This is a genomic window from Phocaeicola plebeius (genome assembly GCF_003437535.1).
GTDB lineage: Bacteria > Bacteroidota > Bacteroidia > Bacteroidales > Bacteroidaceae > Phocaeicola > Phocaeicola plebeius_A.
This window is the reverse complement of record NZ_QSQT01000013.1, coordinates 46,599-67,553: the sequence shown is the minus strand read 5'-3', so window position 1 is coordinate 67,553 and position 20,955 is coordinate 46,599. Positions and strand designations below refer to the sequence as shown.

Below are 20,955 nucleotides of genomic sequence, written 5' to 3'. Positions count from 1 at the left end.
AATATTATCCGTAAATTATATTGCCATTGGCATCTTTATATTCATCCAGCCCCTTTTCATAAGTTGCCATAGCTCTCAAGCTCATACCTACGCTGGAGAAACCACCATCGTGGAACAAGTTCTGCATAGTCACCTTACGGGTCAGGTCAGAGAACATTACGATACAGTAATCAGCACATTCATCAGCCGATGCATTGCCCAGAGGAGACATACGGTTAGCAAAGTCGAACAACTTGTCCATACCTTTCACACCCGATCCGGCAGTAGTCATAGTCGGTGACTGAGAGATAGTATTGATACGTACATGGTGTTCACGTCCGTAAATATAACCGAAGCTACGAGCAATTGATTCCAGCAAAGCCTTTGCGTCTGCCATATCATTATAACCATAGAATGTACGCTGTGCAGCTACATAACTCAAAGCTACGATAGAACCGTATTCATTGATGGCATCCAACTTCTTGGCAGATTGAATCATTTTATGGAATGAAACGGCTGAAATATCCAATGTTTTACTCAACATGTCATAGTCCAAATCGTCGTAAGTACGTTTTTTACGAACATTTGGAGACATACCGATAGAATGAAGTACAAAGTCAATCTTTCCTCCCAATACCTCCATTGAACGCTTAAAGACATTTTCCAAATCTTCTACAGAGGTAGCGTCAGCCGGAATCACTTCACAGTTTAATTTTTCCGCCAAAGCAGAGACCTCACCCATACGTACTGCTACAGGGGTATTAGAGAGTGTGATAACGGCACCTTCTTCTACAGCCTTTTCTGCCACTTTCCAAGCGATAGACTGTTCGTTCAATGCACCAAAAATAATACCTCTTTTTCCTTTCAGCAAATTATAACTCATATTATTTTCAATTATAAATTTGGGGCAAAGATACAAACTTTATTTACATTATTTACATTTATAAGGCCAAAATATTCAATCACGTAAAATTATGCTCAGTTTTTTCACTGATAAAATCAAAAATTGCAAGCGTATATCAAACAGAAAGCTTATTTTTGCATCCTGAATAAAAAAGGTTTTTCATAATATTATTTAGGTTAGAATTAGATTTATTATCCTCCTGCATGTCCCCTGTGAAGGCAGCATGTTCAGGAGGATAATAGCTTAAAGAAACATACGTGAATCACATTAATCTTATATATAAACACATTATTACAATGAAAAAGTTTCCCACTCTTTGCCTCGCTTTCATTTACAGCGGGAGTATGCTTTGTGCCCAAACGGCAGAAAAGACCATTAAAGTGATTGTTGAAAACCCTTGGAATACAGCTAAAACCGACGAACCTGTAGTGATTGATATTCATTCTTTAAATACAGGATTCACCGTTAAATCGGCCGTTGTGAAAGAAGGGAACAATGAAATACCTTCACAGTTGGACGATTTAAACTTCGATTTAAGAGCTGATGAACTGGCTTTCGTGACTAATTTGCCGGCGCAATCCAAGAAAGTATTCACCCTGACTCTTTCCTCTGTCAAGACAAACAAGACCTATCCAGCCCGTGTGTTTGCAGAAATGCTGTTCCGCACAGCCAAATCAAATGAATATGCTCATGGCACAGCTGTATACGCTCCGGGCGACAGTTACACTTACACTATTCTGCAACATCACGGTATTGCATTCGAAAGCGAGCTGGTGGCCTACCGCATCTATTTTAACGAGAAACAGACAACCGATTTATACGGAAAGTTCAATAAAGGTCTGGAAATAGAAGAAAGTATGTTCTATCCTACAGACGAACAATTACAAAAAGGATTCGGAGATGACGTGATTCTGGTAAGAGGCAGTTGCGGAGCCGGAACATTAAGAGGATGGGACGGTTCACAAGCTACCGACATTCAGCCTGTGGCCTTCCGCGGACAACGCCTCATCGCCAGCGGTCCGGTACGTACCATTGCCGACGCAGAAGTAAAAGGTTGGGAATACCAGGGAAAGGAACTGAATATGATTAACCGCTACACACTATATGCCGGACACCGCGACGCACAAGTAGACGTATTGTTTGACCAGCCTTTAGATAAAGAGACCTTCTGCACAGGAGTGCAAAATATCGGTTACAGCGCTACCATGTATTCCGATCACGAGGGACTGGTTGCCAGCTGGGGAACCGACTGGCCCGTAGGCGACACCATCAAATACAAAAAAGAAACAGTCGGTCTGGCGACTTATATACCAAAGAAATACATCAGAAAGGAAGCTAAAGACAAGGAAAATTTCCTGTACACCGTCAGCGCCCCCCAAGAAAAGAGTTTCCGGTACTACACCATGTTTACTTCACGTAAGGAAACATTCGGATTCCCTGATTCAAACACATGGTTCTCTTACGCACAAGAATGGAAAAAATCCCTTGAACAACCCTGCAAAATAACCATCGAAAAATAAGAATAAAAAATCAGCCCCGACAAATTGCCGGGGCTGATTTTTTTATTATAAATACATTAGTTTTCTTTTACTTCCCATCCCAATGCACTTGCACCTAATACAGCTGCATCTGCATCTTTCAACTGAGAAAGCAACAATTTTGTTTTTCCAGCATAAATCTTCAGGATGTTTTCATCGATAGCTTTCTGAATCGGCTTCATGATGTAATCACCAGACTTAGCCAGACCACCGAACAATACAATCGCTTCAGGACTTGAGAAAGCAATGAAATCAGCCAAAGCCTGTCCCAAAATACGACCTGTAAATTCAAAAATGTCCTGAGCCAGCTTGTCACCCTTCACAGCTGCATCGTACACGTCTTTTGACTGAATTTCATCTGCCGGAACATTTCTCAGCAAACTTGGTTCTGTGCGCTGTACCAGGAATTCGCGTGCAGTGCGAGCTACTCCGGTAGCAGAGCAGTAAGTTTCCAAACATCCCTTACGACCGCATCCGCATGCACGACCGTTACGATCAACGATCACATGACCCAATTCACCGGCAAATCCGTCATGACCATAAACCAGCTGTCCGTTGATTACGATACCACTACCAACACCGGTACCTAAGGTAATCATGATAAAATCTTTCATACCACGAGCGGCACCGTAAGTCATTTCTCCGATAGCAGCCGCATTGGCATCGTTAGTCAGTGCAGTCGGAATACCCAGACGTTCTTCAAACATTGAAGCCAGAGGAATGATTCCTTTCCAAGGCAAGTTAGGTGCAAATTCAATAGTACCGCTATAGTAGTTTCCGTTAGGAGCACCCACTCCCATACCTTTTATTTTTTCAGCTCCACCAAACTGTGACAACAGAGGAAGAAGTTTCTTACATACAGCATCAACATAGTCGTCAATGTTTTCATATTGCTGTGTCTTGACAGAATCAGAAGCCAACACATTACCACGTGAGTCAACTACACCAAATACAGTGTTTGTTCCGCCAATGTCCATACCTACCACATAAGGTTTTTCCATGTTTATTGTCATGACATTTCTCTATTTAGGGTTAATTATCTACGGACAAAAGTAAATAATCAGTAAAAACAGAGCAAATTTTTAACGCATTATTTTTCGAAGCTTTCCACTTTTCTTATTTTTGCGAGACCTGATAAATCAATAAATTCACACAAACCAAATGATACACTTAGAAAACGTTCACAAAACCTATTACAATGGTACTCCCCTTCATGTACTTAAAGGTATCAACCTCCATATTAATAAAGGAGAATTCGTTTCCATCATGGGTTCTTCCGGTTCCGGAAAATCTACCCTTCTGAACATCTTGGGCATATTAGACAACTATGATTCAGGAGAATATTACCTGAACGATGTACTGATTCGTGACCTGAGCGAAAGCAAGGCCGCCGAGTACCGCAACCGTATGATCGGCTTCATCTTCCAGTCGTTCAACCTTATTTCTTTCAAGAACGCCATGGAGAATGTAGCCCTTCCCTTATTTTATCAAGGTGTAAGCCGGAAAAAGCGCAACCTGTTAGCCATGGAATACCTGGATAAATTAGGATTAAAAGAATGGGCACACCACCTCCCGAATGAAATGTCGGGCGGACAAAAACAACGTGTAGCCATTGCACGCGCATTAATTTCAAAGCCTGAAATCATTTTAGCAGACGAACCGACCGGAGCATTGGACAGTAAGACATCGGTGGAAGTCATGCAGATTCTAAAGGAACTGCACGAGAAAGAAGGACTGACCATCGTAGTGGTCACCCACGAAAGCGGAGTCGCCAACCAGACCGATAAGATTATCCATATCAAGGACGGACTGATAGAGCGCATAGAAGACAACATTGACCACAATGCATCTCCATTTGGCAAAAACGGATTCATGAAATAAAACACCAGCCATGACAGAATTAATACAAGAAATCTACGGAACCATCATGCGCAATAAGTTGCGCACCCTGCTGACCGGCTTTTCCGTAGCATGGGGCATCTTCATGCTGATTGTATTACTGGGAGCCGGAAACGGTCTCATCCATGCCTTTGAGAACCAGTCGAAAGGCATGATTATGAACTCCATGAAAATCTACCCGGGCATGACCTCACAACCTTACAAAGGAATGAAAGAGGGCCGTAGCATTTACCTGAAAGAGAGTGACCGCGAACTCACCGCCACTTCATTTCCTGACCACATCATCCAAACCGGTGCCACCGTCAGCAAAAGTGATGTCATTCTTACTTACGGAAAAGAAGCCCTCAGTATCGGAATCAACGGAGTTTTTCCCAATTATCCTTCACTTGAAGCCATCAAGATTAAAGAGGGACGCTTCGTCAACGCACGCGACATGGAGGAGCGGCGAAAAATTATCGTACTGCATGAAAAAACGGTAAAGAACCTCTTTCCTCACACTTCTCCCATCGGGAAATACCTGAACGCACAAGGTGTACCCTATCAGGTGGTAGGTATCTATACCGACCAGAACAGTTTTTCGCCTTCTGCTCTCGTGCCATTCACTACCCTGCAAACCATCTATCAGAAGGGTGACAGCATAGACAACATCACATTTACAACCAAAGGACTGGCCGATGAAGCTACCAACGAACAATTTGAGGCGGAATACCGGCAGGCTTTAGGGTTGAAGAAACAATTCTCGCCTACCGACGAAGGAGCCATCTGGATATGGAACCGCTTTACACAATACCTGCAACAGCAGACGGCCACCCAAATCCTGCATACTGCCATCTGGGTAATCGGAATCTTTACCCTGCTCAGCGGCATCGTAGGAGTGAGCAACATCATGCTGATTACCGTCCGCGAACGCACGCACGAATTCGGCATCCGAAAAGCCCTGGGAGCTAAACCCGCTTCCATCCTCTGGCTGATTATCTCTGAAAGTGTGACTATCACGACTTTCTTCGGCTACATCGGCATGGTGGCAGGCATTGCCGTGACGGAATACATGAATCAGGTAGCAGGCAAACAGACCATGGACATGGGTGTCTTTTCGATGACCTTTTTCGAAAACCCGACAGTAGACTTGTCCATTGCCATAGAAGCTACTTTGACATTAGTTATCGCCGGTACGCTGGCAGGACTTTTCCCTGCAAGAAAAGCGGCCAGAATCCGACCCATTGAAGCACTTAGAGCAGACTGACCATGAGACGATTTGATTTAGATACATGGGAAGAGATTCTTCTCACTATCACCCGCAACAAAACCAGAAGCTTCCTGACTGCCTTCGGTATTTTCTGGGGAATATTCATGCTGATTTCCCTGATGGAAGGTGCCAAAGGGCTACAACAAATGCTTTCGCGCCAGTTTGAAGGCTTTGCCACCAATTCCGGCTTTTTAGGCACAAACAAGACGAGCAAGGCCTACAAAGGTTTTCAGCAAGGCAGATACTGGGACTTGGAAAACAAGGATGTGGAACGTGTGAGAAAACAGGTCAGCGAACTGGAAACCGTGACTGCCACACTGGCCAAATGGGGCATCAATGCCATTTATAATGAAAATAAAATCTCAGGTACGCTGAAAGGACTTTATCCGGAATACCAGAAAATAGAAGAACCGAATATCGTGTTCGGACGGTTCATCAATGACATTGACATACGCGACCAGCGGAAAGTCTGTGTGATTGGAAAGCGTATTTACGAGACCTTGTTTCCGGGAGGGGAAGACCCTTGCGGAAAGTTCATTGAAGTCAATGGCATCTATTACCGGGTAATCGGAGTAAGCATGGCGGTAGGAAACATTTCCATACAAGGACAGTCCGAAACGTCGGTCATCATCCCGTTTTCCACCATGCAGCAGAACTACAACTTCGGACAGAACGTGCAGCTGCTCTGCTATACGGCCCGCAAAGGATACTCCATCGGTGAAGTAGAGAAAAAGGTAGAGCAAGTGGTCAAAAAAGCACACCTGATTCATCCGGACGACGGGCAGGCCGTTATTTTAGTCAACGCTGAAGCCATGTTCAGCATGGTAGACAACCTGTTTTCCGGCATCCGGATTTTGGGATGGATGGTCGGTCTCGGCACCCTGCTGGCAGGAGCCATCGGTGTAAGCAACATCATGATGGTTACGGTTAAGGAACGAACCACCGAAATCGGTATACGTCGTGCCATCGGGGCACGCCCGAACGACATTCTGTCGCAGATTCTTTCCGAGAGTATGGTACTGACCATCCTGGCAGGTATGGCCGGCATTTCCTTTGCCGTCTTCCTGTTGAACCTGACAGAAATGGGGACCTCCACCCCGACCTCTCCCACCGAATTTCAAATCAGTTTCTGGCAGGCAATCGGTGCTTGTGCTCTCCTCCTGATTTTAGGACTGTTAGCCGGACTGGCTCCTGCCTACCGGGCCATGAGCATCAAACCCATTGAGGCCATACGCGACGAATAAATAAAACCACAAGACAAACAAAAAACCAAAGTTGATATGAAAAAGTACATCAAGATTATTTCGCTGGTGCTGATTGCGCTCATCTTTATCGGCACATTTGTATTCCTTTATCAGAAGTCGCAGCCGAAAGATACGGCCTACGATATTCTCCACACCAAAACCACCGATTTGGCACAAATCACCGTGGCTACCGGAAAAATTGAGCCACGCGATGAGGTGCAAATCAAGCCGCAGATTTCCGGTATCATATCCGAAGTCTACAAGGAGGCCGGAGAAACGGTGAAAAAAGGAGAAATCATTGCCAAAGTCAAGGTAATCCCCGAATTAGGCTCGCTCAACTCTGCCGAAAGTCGTGTACGTTTGGCTGAAATCAACGGCCGTCAGGCAGAAACCGACCTGGAACGTATGGAGAAGCTTTACCAGAGCAAACTGGTGAGCAGCGAGGAGTACGAAAAGACTCTATTAGCAGCCAAACAAGCCAGAGAAGAACTCCAGGCTGCCAAAGACAACCTGGAAATCGTGAAAGAAGGTATCACCAAAAGCAGTGCCTCCTTCAGCAGCACGCTGATTCGTTCTACGATTGACGGACTGATTCTGGATGTCCCCATCAAGGTAGGTAACTCGGTCATCATGAGCAATACATTCAACGACGGTACCACCATCGCCACCGTGGCCGATATGAGCGACCTTATCTTCAGAGGTAACGTGGACGAAACAGAAGTGGGACGTATTCACGAAGGAACTCCTGTAAAAATCACATTGGGAGCCTTACAGGACATGAAATTCGATGCCGTACTGGAATACATCTCTCCTAAAAGCGTAGAAAATAACGGGGCCAACCAGTTCGAAATCAAGGCTGCCATCACGGTGCCCGACAGCATCACCATCCGCTCCGGCTACAGTGCCAATGCGGAAATCGAACTCCAGCGGGCCAACAATGCCCTGACCGTACCGGAAAGTGCCATTGAGTTCAGCGGTGACTCCACTTTCGTATATGTACTGACAGACAGCGTACCGACACAGAAGTTTACCCGCCGTCAGGTACAGACCGGTATCAGCGACGGAGTGAACATCGAGATTAAAAGCGGGCTGAAAGCCAACGAATCGATTCGCGGACTTAAAAAAGAAATGTAAGCCATGAAAATCAATACCAAATTACTGACAGCACTGAGCATCAGCATGCTGTTGGCCAATGGCACACAAGCACAGAAGGCATGGGACTTGACTCGCTGCATCGACTATGCCATTGCTCATAACCTGACCGTCAAACAACAGGAAGCCGCACGCGACAAAAGCGAAGTGGAACTGAACACCGCCAAATGGAGCCGTCTGCCCGACCTGAACGGTAGTGCCTCTCACTCTTTCAACTTCGGACGAAGCTTGCAGGCCAACAATACGTACCAGAGTATCAACACACAGAACACCGGCCTCAACCTGAGTACGAGCGTACCTTTGTTCACCGGTATGCAAATACCCAACAACATTGCGCTCTCCAAACTGAACCTGAAAGCGGCTACCGAAGATTTGAACAAGGCCAAAGAAGACATCAGCATTGAGGTAGCCTCTGCCTATCTGCAGGTGTTGTTCAACGAAGAACTGGTCAAGATAGCCCGGCAGCAGGTAGAGTTAAGTCAGGAAATGCTGGCACAAAAGGAAGCCTATTTCAAGAATGGAAAGGCATCTGAAGCGGAATGGTATGAAGCCAAGTCGCGCGTGGCACAAGACCAGTTGTCACTGGTGCAGGCTGAGAATGACTACCGTCTGTCTCTGCTCGATTTAAGCCAGTTGCTGGAACTGCCCTCTCCCGACAATTTCCGGATTGTTTCTCCCGACATCCAGCCTGAGCAGTTGTTCGGTACACTGACTCCTCCTGCCGAAATCTACAGTCAGGCCTTACTGACCAAACCGTCCATTAAGGCTGCACAATACCGCCTGGAAGGAGCTGCACGCAGCATCCGCATTGCACAAAGTGCCTATTATCCGCAACTAAACTTCGGAGCCGGACTGGGAACAAGCTATTATAATGTATCGGGAAGAGAAAATCCGAGCTTCCACTCTCAGTTGAAAGATAATTTCAGCCAGTATGTAGGCCTCTCGTTAAGCATTCCCATCTTCAACCGACTAAGCACACGTAACCGGGTACGTACGGCACGCCTTGAACAGACTACCTTAAACTGGCAACTGGAAGAAACCAAAAAGAAACTTTACAAGGAAATCCAGCAAGCCTACTACAATGCTGTCAATGCAGAAAGCAAATACCAGAGCAGTCAGGTGGCAGATGAAGCAGCAGAAGCCTCTTTCAAGCTGATGAAAGAAAAATACATGTACGGAAAAGCAAACGCTACGGAATACAACGAGGCACGAACCAACTGGATGAAAGCGGTGTCCGACTGTGTACAAGCTAAGTACGACTACCTGTTCCGTACCAAAATACTGGATTTTTATAAAGGAATTCCCCTCACATTGAAATAGAATAATATCCTACATATCAGCAAGTTGCATACTTTTAATCAAAACGCTTGAATTCCTCCTGAAAAACGCACTTGCGTTTGAAGGAAAACGTACTTGCGTTTTGATTAAAATGCACTTGCGTTTCAAGTAAAACGTACTTGCGTTTGAATCGAAACGTACTTGCGTTTTAGCGTAAACGTAAAGGTGTTTTTTATCCGAATAAATCCGGAATAATTTCCGGCAAATATCCGCTTCGGATTCGCCACTCCTGCGGGTACAAGTTATTGGCCCGGTTACCGATATTCTTGGCAAATCCTAATACCTGACCTTGATAAGTAAGTGTCACATACCCTCTCGGCACTTCCGGTGAAAGCACGACCGCTTCTTTCCGCAAATAAGCAATGGCCTGTGAGTAAGTCAGTTCAGCCATCGGGAACGAATCTCTCTCAAAAACGGTACTCATAGCCAGTGCATGCGAAGGCTGCCAGTCCTTTCCCTTCAATTCTCCCAAAGAAATTCCGGCATGCAGTATGCGCAGCTGGCTCTTCAGCAGGTCATACGTATCTTTATAGGCAGCAGGAAAGGCCATCGCTTCACTGTCATTTACTTCAAACACATAGTCTCCGGCTCCCTGCACCCAGGCTTTCATTTCCTTAGGTACTTGAAGCGCAACCACCTTACCCCCTTTTCCTTTTTTGGAAGCCTTTCCACCGGTCTTTGTCCGCACACTCACCGCGGGCTCATCCGCTGTTTTCCGCAGCACTGCCAGAAACAGACCTTCACCCGTAGTCTTATGAGGCAAGAAACGGTAAACCGGAAACTCCGTACCGGTCAGATTTCCCGTAATGCGCCAGTCCGGCTGCGTCTCCAAAGGAAGTACCTCTGCCCCAAGTTCTTGAGCAATCCATGCCACATTGTCCTCATTTTCCTCCCGATTATATGTGCACGTGCTATAAATCAGCAGTCCTCCAGTCTTCAGGCAAGGCCATATATCCCGCAAAATACGGCGCTGCCGTTGCCAGCAGGTGTCCACATTCTCTATGCTCCATTCCTGCACGGCCACTTCATCCTTGCGGAACATTCCTTCCCCCGAACAGGGTACATCTGTCAGAATCACATCGAACAGCGGGCCTAATTCTGTAAAATCAGCCGGATCATTATTGGTTACAATCACCCCCGGATTTCCCCATTTTATCAGATTCTCAGCCAGCACCTGCGAACGGTTGCGCATCACCTCATTGGCCACCAGCAAGCTGCCTTCCGGAAGTACGCTACGGGCCAAGGTAGATTTCCCTCCCGGAGCCGCGCACAAATCGAGCATCGTGACCGGCTCGTGCACATACTGACGTAACGCCTGTTCCAGGAACATGGACGAAGCTTCCTGCACATAATAACAGCCCGCATGAAACAAGGGGTCGAACGTAAACGACGGACGACCGGACAGGTAATATCCTTCGCGACACCAGGGCACAGAGGTGCTTTCCAGCGGAACAAGGCCACATTTATCGGTATTCATACGAATACTGACAGGCGTATCTTTTTCCAATGCTTCGGTCAAAGCAGCAAACTCCACATCTCCCAGCAACTCACGCGTACGGAGGATAAAATCAGAAGGTAAATTCATGTTTCCAGCAATTGATTACGGCGGCAAAAATACAAAAAAATTAGCTACCTTTGCACAAACAAAAAAATCCAATCATGAAACAATATCTCGATTTGTTGCACCGCATCCGTACGGAAGGAGTACGAAAAGAAGACCGTACCGGAACGGGCACCATCAGCGTGTTCGGACATCAGATGCGCTTCAACCTGGAAGAGGGCTTCCCGCTTGTCACGACCAAGAAACTTCACTTGAAATCCATCATCCATGAACTGCTCTGGTTCTTACAAGGAGATACCAACGTGAAATATCTGCAAGAAAACGGGGTCAGAATCTGGAACGAATGGGCAGATGAAAACGGCGATTTAGGACACATCTACGGTTACCAGTGGCGTTCATGGCCAGGTTATGATGGCAAGTTCATCGACCAGATTTCGGAAGCCGTGGAAACCATCAAGCATAATCCCGACTCACGACGCATCATTGTCAGTGCATGGAACGTGGGCGACCTGAACAACATGAATCTTCCGCCCTGTCATGCATTCTTTCAGTTTTATGTAGCCAACGGCCGCCTCAGCCTGCAAATGTACCAACGCAGTGCCGATACCTTTTTGGGAGTACCTTTTAATATCGCATCGTATGCCCTGCTGCTGCAGATGATGGCACAGGTTACCGGCTTGAAAGCGGGCGACTTCATTCATACCCTCGGTGATGCCCATATTTACCTGAATCACCTGGAACAGGTAGACCTGCAGCTTACCCGTACCCCGCGCCCCCTGCCTACCATGAAAATCAATCCGGACGTGAAAGATATTTTCAGCTTCCACTATGAAGATTTTCAGTTAGAGAATTATGACCCCTGGCCTCACATTGCCGGAAAAGTATCTGTATAAACATTAAAACCCTCAGACATGACACTATCCATCATTGCAGCCATCAACCAGAAAAGAGGAATAGGCTATCAGAACAAGTTGCTCTACTGGCTGCCCAACGACTTAAAACGCTTCAAGGCACTGACCACCGGACATACCATCATTATGGGACGCCACACGTTTGAATCTCTTCCGAAAGGAGCTCTCCCCAACCGGAGAAACGTGGTACTCAGCCGTCAGGAACTGCACTTTGAAGGTGCGGAATGTTTTCACACACTGGCCGATGCCCTGCATACCTGCAAAGAAGACGAAGAGGTATTTATCATCGGGGGAGCTACTCTTTACACGGAAGCACTCCCATTGGCCGACCGCCTGTACCTTACGGAAGTAGACGATGAGCAGGCACCCGCCGATGCCTTCTTCCCGGAAGTAAGTCCAGAGCTATGGAAAGAAAAAAGTAGAGAATGCCATCCGACAGACGAAAAGCATCTCTACTCCTATAGTTTCGTGGATTACGAACGTACGCAAAAATAAGCGTCGCGATTTTAATCTTCATCATTCGCCAGATCCATTATCGGCATCTGGCGCTTGATAGCTTCACGGAAAGAAATAATTGTTTCCGAGCGCGACAAGCCCAACGGTTGAAGTTTATCGTGGATAATTTCCAGCAAGTGATGATTGTTCTTTGCATAAATCTTGATGAACATGTCATACTGCCCTGTCGTAAAATGACATTCCACGACTTCCGGAATAAACTTCAAAGCTTCTGTTACAGTGTCAAACTGTTCCGGATCCTTCAAATACAAACCGATGTAAGCACAGGTTTCATAACCTATCTTTTCCGGATCAATGATAAATTCTGAACCCTTCAGAATTCCCAGGTTCGTCAACTTCTGAATTCGCTGATGAATAGCGGCTCCCGATACATTACAAGCACGTGCCACTTCCAAGAATGGAATACGTGCATTGCCTGCGATCATACGCAGAATTTGTTCGTCTAAACTGTCTAATTGATGATGTCCCATCTTCTATGTTTTTGTATTCATGCAAAGGTAATACTTTTTCTTTATATAATTTCAATATTTATTACTTTTACATGCCTTTAACCATGAACTTTGCAGAAGAACCGGCATTTTTCATCAAATATTTACGATATCGACCATGCATTTTTTAATTTTGCAATTTCTAAATAGCAAAGAAAGATCAGAGATACAACTTACTCTTCTTTTACTTCAGAATCAGCACCCTCTTCTTTTTCCTTTTCTCCTCTTCCTCCTTTTTGATAGACGGAAGGAGTCACACCAAACTGAAGTTTAAAGCACTTACTAAAATAAAACGGATCATTAATACCTACCTGATACGAAACCTCGGCCACCGTCAGATTTTCTGGAGAAGAAAGCAGTTCTGCCGCTTTTTTCATTCGCATAATACGTATGTATTCATTTGGAGAATAACCTGTTACACCTCGCACCTTACGATAAAAGATAGAACGTCCTACCCCCATCATGGAAGCAAACTCATCTACGGTAAACTGAGGATTTCCCAGTTGCGTTTCCATAATGCGCCCCATCTTCTCTACAAAGAATTTATCCTTATCAGAGGAACAAAGAGCCGGACGCACCTGATTCGGGTCATGCGAGAATTTCTCCTTCAGTTTTTCACGCTGTTCTATCAACTTAAACGCACGTGTCAACAACAGTCGCGGACTAAACGGTTTCGTGATGTAAGCGTCGGCTCCACATTCCACTCCTTTCACATGATTGTCTACAGAAGTCATGGCCGTCAGCAGAATAACCGGAATATGACTGGTATTAAAATCAGTCTTCAATTTCCGTGTCAGTTCAAAACCTGAACATCCCGGCATGACCACATCACTGATAATCAAGTCCGCATCATAATTACGCGCACGTTCCAATCCTGCATCTCCGTCGGCTTCTGCTACAACCTCAAAATATACCCCCAGCTCCTCTTTCAGGAATTCACGCACATCATTATCATCCTCCACAATCAAGACTTTGTATTTATTCAGCGGATTCACCGGAAGAACTTCCTCCAATCCTTCTTCATCTTTCAATACCACATCTGCCAAATGCTTTTCGGCCCTCTCTTCTTCACGCAGAAGTACATTGTTCGGCACAAGAAAATCTTTTTCTTCATATACAGATTTATCCGTTGGCAAAGTCACAATAAAGATGGAGCCTCCTCCCGGATTCTCTTCATACGTAATTGTTCCTTTATGCACATTGACCAGTTCATGTGTCAGATGCAGACCTACTCCTACACTGTCACCAGAGAAATTACTTTGCATGAACCGCTTGAACAATTCTCCCCGTTTTTCTTTAGGAATGCCGACCCCCGTATCAGACACACTCATTTTCAGTTTACCGGCCGCTTCGTCTACATTCACCACAAACTCAATCTTTCCTTTTGACGGAGTGTATTTAAAAGCATTAGACAAAATATTATATACTACCTTATCTACATTTCCCTTATCAATAAACATCCGGTACGACTGGCAAGAAGGAATAAAACGGAACTCCATGTTTTTTGATTCTGCCGCATCCTTGAAGCTCAAATAAATTTCATACAGGAAAGCTATCACATCTGTCTCTTCCAGTGACAAGGCCAGTTTATTATTCTGCATCTTACGGAATTCAAGCAACTGATTAATCAAACGCAACATACGTTCCGTACTCTTGTCCATAATCTTAAGAGAGTATGCCATCTCCTTAGGTACTTTCAAACGGTGAATTTTCTCCAACGCACCTTGTATCAGCGTCAACGGCGTACGGAACTCATGTGAAATATTGGTAAAGAACACCAGTTTGTACTCGGTAAGCTGTTCCTCTACCTTAATCTTGTTGCGCAAAGTATTCATATTACGTATAATACGGAATACAATGTACAACAATACAGCTATCACTATCACATACAAAATATAAGCCCACGGTGTTTTCCAGAAAGGAGGATTCACCACAATCTTCAATACAGACTCCTCCGCTCCCCATAATCCGGAAGCATCAGACGCTTTTACATGAAGATAATAGGTCCCGGGAGAAAGATTTTTGTAAGCAGCAAAGTTCAAGGACGAAGGAACACTCCACCCCTTATCATAGTTTTCAAGCTTGTAACTGAATTTAGAACCTCCAGCTCCCGAATAGTCAAACGTAGAAAACTCTACCACAAAAGAACTTTGATAATACTGTAAATTCACCTCTGAGGCATAAGCCAAGGACATATCCAAGGGAGAATCCGGTTCATCGGGACTGACAGAAATGCCATTCAACCGCAAATCTGTAAATGTAACTTTCGTTTTACTTTCCGGATGTTTCACTCTACGCGGATCAATCACCGTCAATCCATAGTTTGTACCAAAGGCAATACGACCGTCATCCAAACTTAGTCCACAATTCTCGGCATACACATTGCCCAGCATATTTGTAGAGAAAAAATAATTCTCGAACGTCTTACGAAGTGTATCAAAACAAGAAACACCAAATTCTGTGGTAATCCATATTTTACCATTCATATCCGGCACAAAAGTTTGTACCATTCCGTTAACCAAACCATCTTCCGGTCCAAAATGCTCAAACTTCAGTTGACTATAATCCCCGTTTTTCGGAAGAGAACAAACCGAAAATCCGGCTCCCGATTCTGCTACCAGGATATGCCCTTTTCCGTCAGAAGCAATACTCCGGATTTCGTTACTTCTCAGCATTCCGTTATCAAAGGTATAGCTATAATAAGCAGAAGGATCTTTCAACAGCTTATCTGGATGGAACACATAAACACCCTCACTGGTTCCAACCCATATCCAACGGTTATTATCTTCAAAAATTACCCGAACCTGACGTTGTCCGTAAGTGGAAGTTAAAAAATGGCGGAAACTATAACCCGTCTTACCCGGAATGGCCAAATCAAGCCCTCCTTCAAAAGTTCCAACCCATATACGGTTTTTGCTGTCTTTCAACAAACAAAAGACTTGATTTGACCCCAAAGAAGACGAATCAGAAGGATTATGTGTGTACACATGATTACCTACTATCAGTCCTTTCGTACGCGAAGCATACCATTGAACTCCATCCATATCCTCCACTACTGCATAAATATTACTCCCATAAGCAGTTTCTTCCTTCTTGTTATTCAAATGTGAATCATATGCATACATTTTTCCATCACGGGTTCCAAGAATAATATCTCCCGAAGAACGACGATGTAAGGTACGCACCGTATTCGAACGATTAAACTTCCCTTCTCCAGCCGGGAAAATACGAAGCGTACCTTCATTCAAGACTTCCAAACGGGACACACCCGTATATTCAGAACTTACCCATATATTGCCAGAATGGTCTTCTATGACACATTGCAGAAAATCTGAGCCAATCTGACTTTGCGTATTGTCTGAGTCGGCCACGATATGTTTCATTTGTCCGTTTGCCACATCATATACAAACAGACCGTTTCCATAAGTTCCAATCCAAATAATTCCACGTGAATCGTGTACCACATAATAACGTTCCCGATCCACATAATTGCGTTTCTCTTCCGGCATCAATAAAAAAGGTGTCACCTTCCCCGACTGTGAGTCAATCCAAGTCAGCACTCCATTATTTCCATAAACCCACGATTCTCCTCTATTATCTTTAATAACCTTCGCTCTTTTTATTTGAAGTGCCTCTTCGGCCAAAGTCAAAGCATTCGTATCAAAGTCAAAACACCACGTGCTGGTACCACTAAAAATCAGCCATTTCTTACCTAATATCAGGTTATCATAATAAGTAAAATCTCCTTCAATAGAAACTTCCTTTTTTAATGACCCATTCCGGAAAGTATAAACCCCTCCTTTATTTGCCAAAAAATAGGTTTTCTGCCCATAAACTGCTATTTTCCTAAACTCCATACGCTTATCCACCGCATGGAGTTTCTTTCCATCCCAATAATAAAGCCCTTTTCCTGTGGCAATCCATACCCAACCTTCTGCACCTACCCTCAAATCGCGAATAAGATTCGACGCAAGCCCATTACGAGTATCGAAGGCGATTGAGGTAAAAGAACGGTCCTTCTGATAACGTATTAACCGGCATCCTTCTCTTTCTCCCGTTACCCAAGCTTCATTATTATTGACAAAATAGACATTCCAATAATGACGTAAATATTCACCACTCCCCGTAAAATCTACAAAACAGTCTTTTTTCAAATCGTAACATCCTACCAACTCGCCAGTTGTTTTTATCCATAAGAAACAATTCTGATCCTCTACAATTTCCTGTACACGATGATCCGGCAAGGAGGGTTTATTTCCTTTTCGAGGACGGAATGTAACAAAAGAAGTTCCATCAAAACGACTAAGGCCATTAAGGGTACCCATCCAGATAAATCCCTTACTGTCCTGATACATGTATCTGACTGAATTGTTCCCTAGCCCAGATGTAGTTGTAAAACGAGTGGAACGTACATCCACCGAAGCCTTAATACCTTCTACACACGATACTATTAAAAAGAATACGAAGAAGAATAACCTGTTCATTCCGCCTTATTTTGTATAAATTATTTGCAAAAATATAAAAAAAGTGCATCACTAAAAAAGCCATGCACTTTTTTCATTCTTTGTATTGAATTACCTGCTTAATCCATGTGGAAAACCTCTGGCAAAGGAATGGTAACCGGAGAATTGTCAGGATTTACTTCCATAATGTCGGCCATATAATCCCACCATTTCTGCACAATCGGGTTATTTCCCATATCCTGTGAAGATTCTTCACCTTTCGTTTTCTGGCAAGCAAACAAGATATTGGTATCTTTATCCCAATAAATAGAATAATCATACACCCCATTTTCAGACAACATCTGTTTCAGCTCCGGCCAAATAGCAGCATGGCGTTTTTCATACTCTTTTTCAAATCCTGGTTTCAGGAACATTTTAAAAGCTTCACGTTTCATAGTACCTCCAATTATTTTAAATAGTTTTTCAATGTACAATCTGTTTCTTTCAAACCGTCTGCAATGCTTTGTGCATTCAAGTGCGCTCCTTTCAATGATGTATGTGTATGATCCTTACAGAAATAAGGAGCTACGTATTTCAGACCTTGCTCATAACCAATCTGTTGCAATTTATCTGCTGACAACTTATTCAAGTCAATAAAATACGCACCTGTTGCTTCAGCAGCTTCCCGTGTCCATTTACCAAAAGATGTGGTATTACGTTGTATCTCATTATTATCCCACATATTACGTGGCGTATGACTCAACACAATAGGGATAGCCCCTTTTTCCTGAGCATCGCGGATAAATTTACGCAAATACCAGCCAAATGTATACACCACATCATAAGTTTTAGTGGCTTCCATTAAAAAGACTTTACTTTCTTCTCCAGCTCCTGGAAGTTCAGCACGCGCCTTTCCTGTATTAATAGCTCCAGCGTCGTTATGCCCAAATTGAATCAATACAAAATCACCAGGTTGCAAGGCTTTATAAACCTTATCCCAACGACCTTCCTCCAAATAAGTACGGGCACTACGGCCTGCTTTAGCACAATTCTCTACAGAAATTCTATTTAAGTCAAACAGTTCGGCAATCACACTTCCCCATCCCCACTGACCATTCTCGTCTTTATCCTGGTTACGTACCGTACTGTCACCTACAGTAAATAGCACCGGACAACCTTTCTTTCGGGTTGATCCTGTAACTGTATCTTTTTCGACCGGTTTCAGGTAACGAGCCAGTTCCAGTTTTTTATATTCACGAATTCCTTCGGCGGCAGATTCAGCATTTACCCGTGCTCCAAACACACTGGTATGGATACGATCCAAATAGAACATATATTTTACCTTTTCCTTGCCAAAAGTCTCAAATTTACGAGCCGTTATCTCATTAAGGTCAATAAAAGGTACATGCTCTTTTTTAGCTACCTGTTTAGCCCACAAACCAAAAGTTTTATTTACACGAGTAATTATAGTGCTGTCTTTATCTTCCCAAGCATTGCGCGGAGTAAGAGAAAAAAGAATGGGATGAGCTCCTTTAGCTTTGACTTCACGAATGTAACGACGCATGTATTCACCATACGTATATACCGTTTCCTTTACCCCTGTTTCCTTAATTGTCACTTCGAGACTATCTTTACCGATACCCGGAATAGAAGCCCGTGCACGTCCGCTGTCATACGGTCCGTTATCGTTATGCCCTAGTTCTATGATAACCCAGTCGCCTTTTTTTACCCCTTTCAAGACATCTTTCCACAAATGGGTATAGAATGTACGGCTACTGGTTCCTCCCAACGCATGATTTTCTACTGTAATCTTATTTTCATCAAAATATTCATGGAAGAAATATCCCCATCCCCACTGTCCGTTATTTCCATTGCCTAACGTTCCGGTGCGCATCGTTGAATTTCCTACCAAGAAAAGTACAGGATTATTCCCCTTACGGGTAGACCCCGCAACCGGTCTGGCTGTTTTTGCTTTATTCAAGCTATCCAGTGTCAAATCGACTACCTGGTTAACATCTTCCATTGGCGCTTTCACCTTGTTTTGCGCATAAGCAGAAAAAGAAAAGCAGGTTGCCCCTAGCAACCAGACTCCCCACATTATGTGTTTTTTCATATACATATTTACTTATTTTCAAATTCCAAAGATAGCAGAAAGAGATTACTCTCGCATGGAATATTGTACACAATCATGTGCTTTTGTACATAAATCTATTGACAAATAAAAAAAGAACGAACTATTGATCATTTAGTCCGCTCTTTCTCCCTTTTACCTCAAATAGCTTATCCTACCTATTAAAACTTATAAGACTCTATAACTTACAAAAATCAATTTCCATCAGGTTTCTCAATCTCCGTGAAAGGACTTTCATTCCACTTGAATGTATCTACTTTATCTGGACTCGCAGGATTAAAAGGATGATAATCATCTCTCAAATATTTAACCCAGGGAAGATTCAACTGCTTAATACCTTCAATCACACATTTAGCAATTTCATACGCTCCGTATGGATTGAAATGGGTATTATCAGCCAAAGCCTTCGTCTGATTGGGATAAGTTCCTGCCGGATAATGCACAAAAGCTTTTTTAGAAGGTTCTACTCCCATAGCTTCATAAAACACACGGGTCATGTCATGCAATTCTATCACCTGCACTCCCTCACGCTGGGCAACCCAACGCATCGCATCAGGATAGTCTTCGTGTGTTTCCTGTATTTTACCAGAATTGTCAAATGAACGACGTTGGGTAGGAGTCACAAAAACCGGAATCCCCCCTTTTGCACGTACTACATCTACAAAATATTTCAAATTGCTGGCAAATGAATAATAGGCTCCCTTGCCCGGTCCTTTTAATTTCTGGTCATTATGCCCAAACTCGATAAACATATAATCCCCTTCTTTCATCTGAGTTAAAGCCTTCTTCAGGCGACCAGCCTTAATAAAGGTATCGGCACGTTCACCACTTTCTGCATAGTTTGCAAAACATACATGTTCATCAAAAAAGCGCGGAATCATCTGTCCCCAGCTAGCCCATGGCTCATTATCCTGGTCTACTACAGTAGAGTTACCTGCTAAAAAAACGGTCACCACATCATTTACCGGTTCAATTTTCAGACTAGCCAGACAAGGAGCATCTCCATTAAACTCAAATGTCAACTTATCATCCCAGTTCAATTTATTCTTTTCCCGCTCCTTAATCTGTACTTTTTCCCCATCACTTATTATCGTATTACGCTTATTCACCGTAAAACGATAAGTTAGAAACTCTCCTTTCCGAGTAGATATATTTTCAAGGAACAAACGTCTGGATTCTGCACGCACTGTAGTAGAACCAGCTTTCCGGGCATTACCTAAAGTAACTGTCACCAGATAATTTCCATCAGGAACATCTACCGAAAAGAAAAAAGGTTCGTTACTTTTCTTCACCGGTGCAGGCAGGAAATCATATCCATACCCACCTTTACAAGGATATATTGAATCTGAAGAGATTTGAATCACTCCTTTCTCGACTTTTTTCTTCTCACTAAAATCAAACTGATAACTTTGTGCATAAGCCACATTTGCCAAAAACAGACCGGCAAGACCAATATTCAGAAATCGCTTTATTTTCATACATTTTCATCTTAGGTTATTGTAAAGGCAAAATTAAACGCTTATGGCCAAAAAGGATGCAGACAAACGTACGGAATCATAGAATATCGTACAAAAATACATTTATAAGGACATTCACACCTGATTTA

At 43.7% G+C, this 20,955-nt stretch carries 16 protein-coding genes; 8 read left to right on the top strand and 8 right to left on the bottom strand.

Annotated features, from left to right (window positions below):
- Positions 1-4: 4 nt before the first annotated feature.
- Complete coding sequence (locus tag DXD04_RS08355) at positions 5-862, bottom strand: enoyl-ACP reductase FabI (protein WP_007563250.1); 858 nt, start codon at positions 860-862, stop codon at positions 5-7.
- A 317-nt stretch (positions 863-1,179) separates the two neighbouring features.
- On the opposite strand from DXD04_RS08355, the gene DXD04_RS08350 reads away from it, so the two are divergent.
- The gene (locus DXD04_RS08350) at positions 1,180-2,403 is read left to right on the top strand and encodes a DUF4861 domain-containing protein (protein WP_117672545.1); all 1,224 of its coding nucleotides are present in this window, start codon (positions 1,180-1,182) and stop codon (positions 2,401-2,403) included.
- A 56-nt stretch (positions 2,404-2,459) separates the two neighbouring features.
- On the opposite strand, the gene DXD04_RS08345 is transcribed toward DXD04_RS08350, so the two are convergent.
- Positions 2,460-3,434: an ROK family protein gene (locus tag DXD04_RS08345; RefSeq protein WP_022052666.1), complete on the bottom strand. Its 975-nt coding sequence runs from the start codon at positions 3,432-3,434 to the stop codon at positions 2,460-2,462.
- A 148-nt stretch (positions 3,435-3,582) separates the two neighbouring features.
- Between DXD04_RS08345 and DXD04_RS08340 the strand changes: the two genes are divergently transcribed.
- The 5 genes from DXD04_RS08340 to DXD04_RS08320 are packed head-to-tail and all read left to right on the top strand — an operon-like array spanning position 3,583 to position 9,282.
- Entirely contained in the window at positions 3,583-4,302 is a 720-nt protein-coding gene (locus DXD04_RS08340; RefSeq protein WP_117672543.1) for an ABC transporter ATP-binding protein, read from the top strand.
- Positions 4,303-4,312: 10 nt separating this feature from the next.
- Positions 4,313-5,563: an ABC transporter permease gene (locus DXD04_RS08335; RefSeq protein ID WP_117672541.1), complete on the top strand. Its 1,251-nt coding sequence runs from the start codon at positions 4,313-4,315 to the stop codon at positions 5,561-5,563.
- Positions 5,564-5,565: 2 nt separating this feature from the next.
- Complete coding sequence (locus tag DXD04_RS08330; protein ID WP_117672539.1) at positions 5,566-6,810, top strand: ABC transporter permease; 1,245 nt, start codon at positions 5,566-5,568, stop codon at positions 6,808-6,810.
- Positions 6,811-6,846: 36 nt separating this feature from the next.
- Positions 6,847-7,944: an efflux RND transporter periplasmic adaptor subunit gene (locus DXD04_RS08325; RefSeq protein ID WP_117672537.1), complete on the top strand. Its 1,098-nt coding sequence runs from the start codon at positions 6,847-6,849 to the stop codon at positions 7,942-7,944.
- 3 nt (positions 7,945-7,947) lie between these two features.
- Complete coding sequence (locus DXD04_RS08320) at positions 7,948-9,282, top strand: TolC family protein (protein WP_117672534.1); 1,335 nt, start codon at positions 7,948-7,950, stop codon at positions 9,280-9,282.
- Between the two features lie 190 nt (positions 9,283-9,472).
- Here the strand turns inward: DXD04_RS08320 and DXD04_RS08315 are convergent, their stop codons facing one another.
- Positions 9,473-10,885, bottom strand: coding sequence for a methyltransferase RsmF C-terminal domain-like protein (locus tag DXD04_RS08315; RefSeq protein ID WP_117672532.1), 1,413 nt, complete (start codon positions 10,883-10,885; stop codon positions 9,473-9,475).
- A 74-nt stretch (positions 10,886-10,959) separates the two neighbouring features.
- Between DXD04_RS08315 and DXD04_RS08310 the strand changes: the two genes are divergently transcribed.
- Together DXD04_RS08310 and DXD04_RS08305 are read left to right on the top strand one after the other, a co-directional pair.
- Positions 10,960-11,754, top strand: coding sequence for a thymidylate synthase (locus DXD04_RS08310; protein ID WP_007563267.1), 795 nt, complete (start codon positions 10,960-10,962; stop codon positions 11,752-11,754).
- A gap of 18 nt (positions 11,755-11,772) precedes the next feature.
- On the top strand, positions 11,773-12,267 hold the full coding sequence (locus DXD04_RS08305; protein WP_117672530.1) for a dihydrofolate reductase: 495 nt from the start codon (positions 11,773-11,775) through the stop codon (positions 12,265-12,267).
- Between the two features lie 11 nt (positions 12,268-12,278).
- On the opposite strand, the gene DXD04_RS08300 is transcribed toward DXD04_RS08305, so the two are convergent.
- From DXD04_RS08300 to DXD04_RS08280, 5 genes are all read right to left on the bottom strand, one after another.
- On the bottom strand, positions 12,279-12,758 hold the full coding sequence (locus DXD04_RS08300) for an Lrp/AsnC family transcriptional regulator (protein ID WP_007563271.1): 480 nt from the start codon (positions 12,756-12,758) through the stop codon (positions 12,279-12,281).
- A gap of 191 nt (positions 12,759-12,949) precedes the next feature.
- On the bottom strand, positions 12,950-17,260 hold the full coding sequence (locus DXD04_RS08295) for a hybrid sensor histidine kinase/response regulator transcription factor (RefSeq protein WP_117672528.1): 4,311 nt from the start codon (positions 17,258-17,260) through the stop codon (positions 12,950-12,952).
- Between the two features lie 98 nt (positions 17,261-17,358).
- Positions 17,359-17,673, bottom strand: a complete 315-nt coding sequence (gene rhaM / locus DXD04_RS08290) for an L-rhamnose mutarotase (protein ID WP_040313315.1) — start codon at positions 17,671-17,673, stop codon at positions 17,359-17,361.
- Between the two features lie 11 nt (positions 17,674-17,684).
- Entirely contained in the window at positions 17,685-19,331 is a 1,647-nt protein-coding gene (locus tag DXD04_RS08285; protein ID WP_181977468.1) for a rhamnogalacturonan acetylesterase, read from the bottom strand.
- A gap of 212 nt (positions 19,332-19,543) precedes the next feature.
- Entirely contained in the window at positions 19,544-20,821 is a 1,278-nt protein-coding gene (locus DXD04_RS08280) for a rhamnogalacturonan acetylesterase (protein ID WP_117672595.1), read from the bottom strand.
- Positions 20,822-20,955: the final 134 nt, after the last annotated feature.

What these genes read in the sequence shown, in the direction of transcription:
- DXD04_RS08345 (WP_022052666.1), bottom strand. Translation starts at nt 3,434, where the DNA reads ATGACAATAAACATGGAAAAACCTTATGTGGTAGGTATGGACATTGGC.
- DXD04_RS08325 (WP_117672537.1), top strand. Translation starts at nt 6,847, where the DNA reads ATGAAAAAGTACATCAAGATTATTTCGCTGGTGCTGATTGCGCTCATC.
- DXD04_RS08295 (WP_117672528.1), bottom strand. Translation starts at nt 17,260, where the DNA reads ATGAACAGGTTATTCTTCTTCGTATTCTTTTTAATAGTATCGTGTGTA.
- DXD04_RS08305 (WP_117672530.1), top strand. Translation starts at nt 11,773, where the DNA reads ATGACACTATCCATCATTGCAGCCATCAACCAGAAAAGAGGAATAGGC.
- DXD04_RS08300 (WP_007563271.1), bottom strand. Translation starts at nt 12,758, where the DNA reads ATGGGACATCATCAATTAGACAGTTTAGACGAACAAATTCTGCGTATG.
- DXD04_RS08310 (WP_007563267.1), top strand. Translation starts at nt 10,960, where the DNA reads ATGAAACAATATCTCGATTTGTTGCACCGCATCCGTACGGAAGGAGTA.
- DXD04_RS08330 (WP_117672539.1), top strand. Translation starts at nt 5,566, where the DNA reads ATGAGACGATTTGATTTAGATACATGGGAAGAGATTCTTCTCACTATC.
- DXD04_RS08355 (WP_007563250.1), bottom strand. Translation starts at nt 862, where the DNA reads ATGAGTTATAATTTGCTGAAAGGAAAAAGAGGTATTATTTTTGGTGCA.
- DXD04_RS08340 (WP_117672543.1), top strand. Translation starts at nt 3,583, where the DNA reads ATGATACACTTAGAAAACGTTCACAAAACCTATTACAATGGTACTCCC.
- DXD04_RS08315 (WP_117672532.1), bottom strand. Translation starts at nt 10,885, where the DNA reads ATGAATTTACCTTCTGATTTTATCCTCCGTACGCGTGAGTTGCTGGGA.
- rhaM (WP_040313315.1), bottom strand. Translation starts at nt 17,673, where the DNA reads ATGAAACGTGAAGCTTTTAAAATGTTCCTGAAACCAGGATTTGAAAAA.
- DXD04_RS08285 (WP_181977468.1), bottom strand. Translation starts at nt 19,331, where the DNA reads ATGAAAAAACACATAATGTGGGGAGTCTGGTTGCTAGGGGCAACCTGC.
- DXD04_RS08320 (WP_117672534.1), top strand. Translation starts at nt 7,948, where the DNA reads ATGAAAATCAATACCAAATTACTGACAGCACTGAGCATCAGCATGCTG.
- DXD04_RS08335 (WP_117672541.1), top strand. Translation starts at nt 4,313, where the DNA reads ATGACAGAATTAATACAAGAAATCTACGGAACCATCATGCGCAATAAG.
- DXD04_RS08350 (WP_117672545.1), top strand. Translation starts at nt 1,180, where the DNA reads ATGAAAAAGTTTCCCACTCTTTGCCTCGCTTTCATTTACAGCGGGAGT.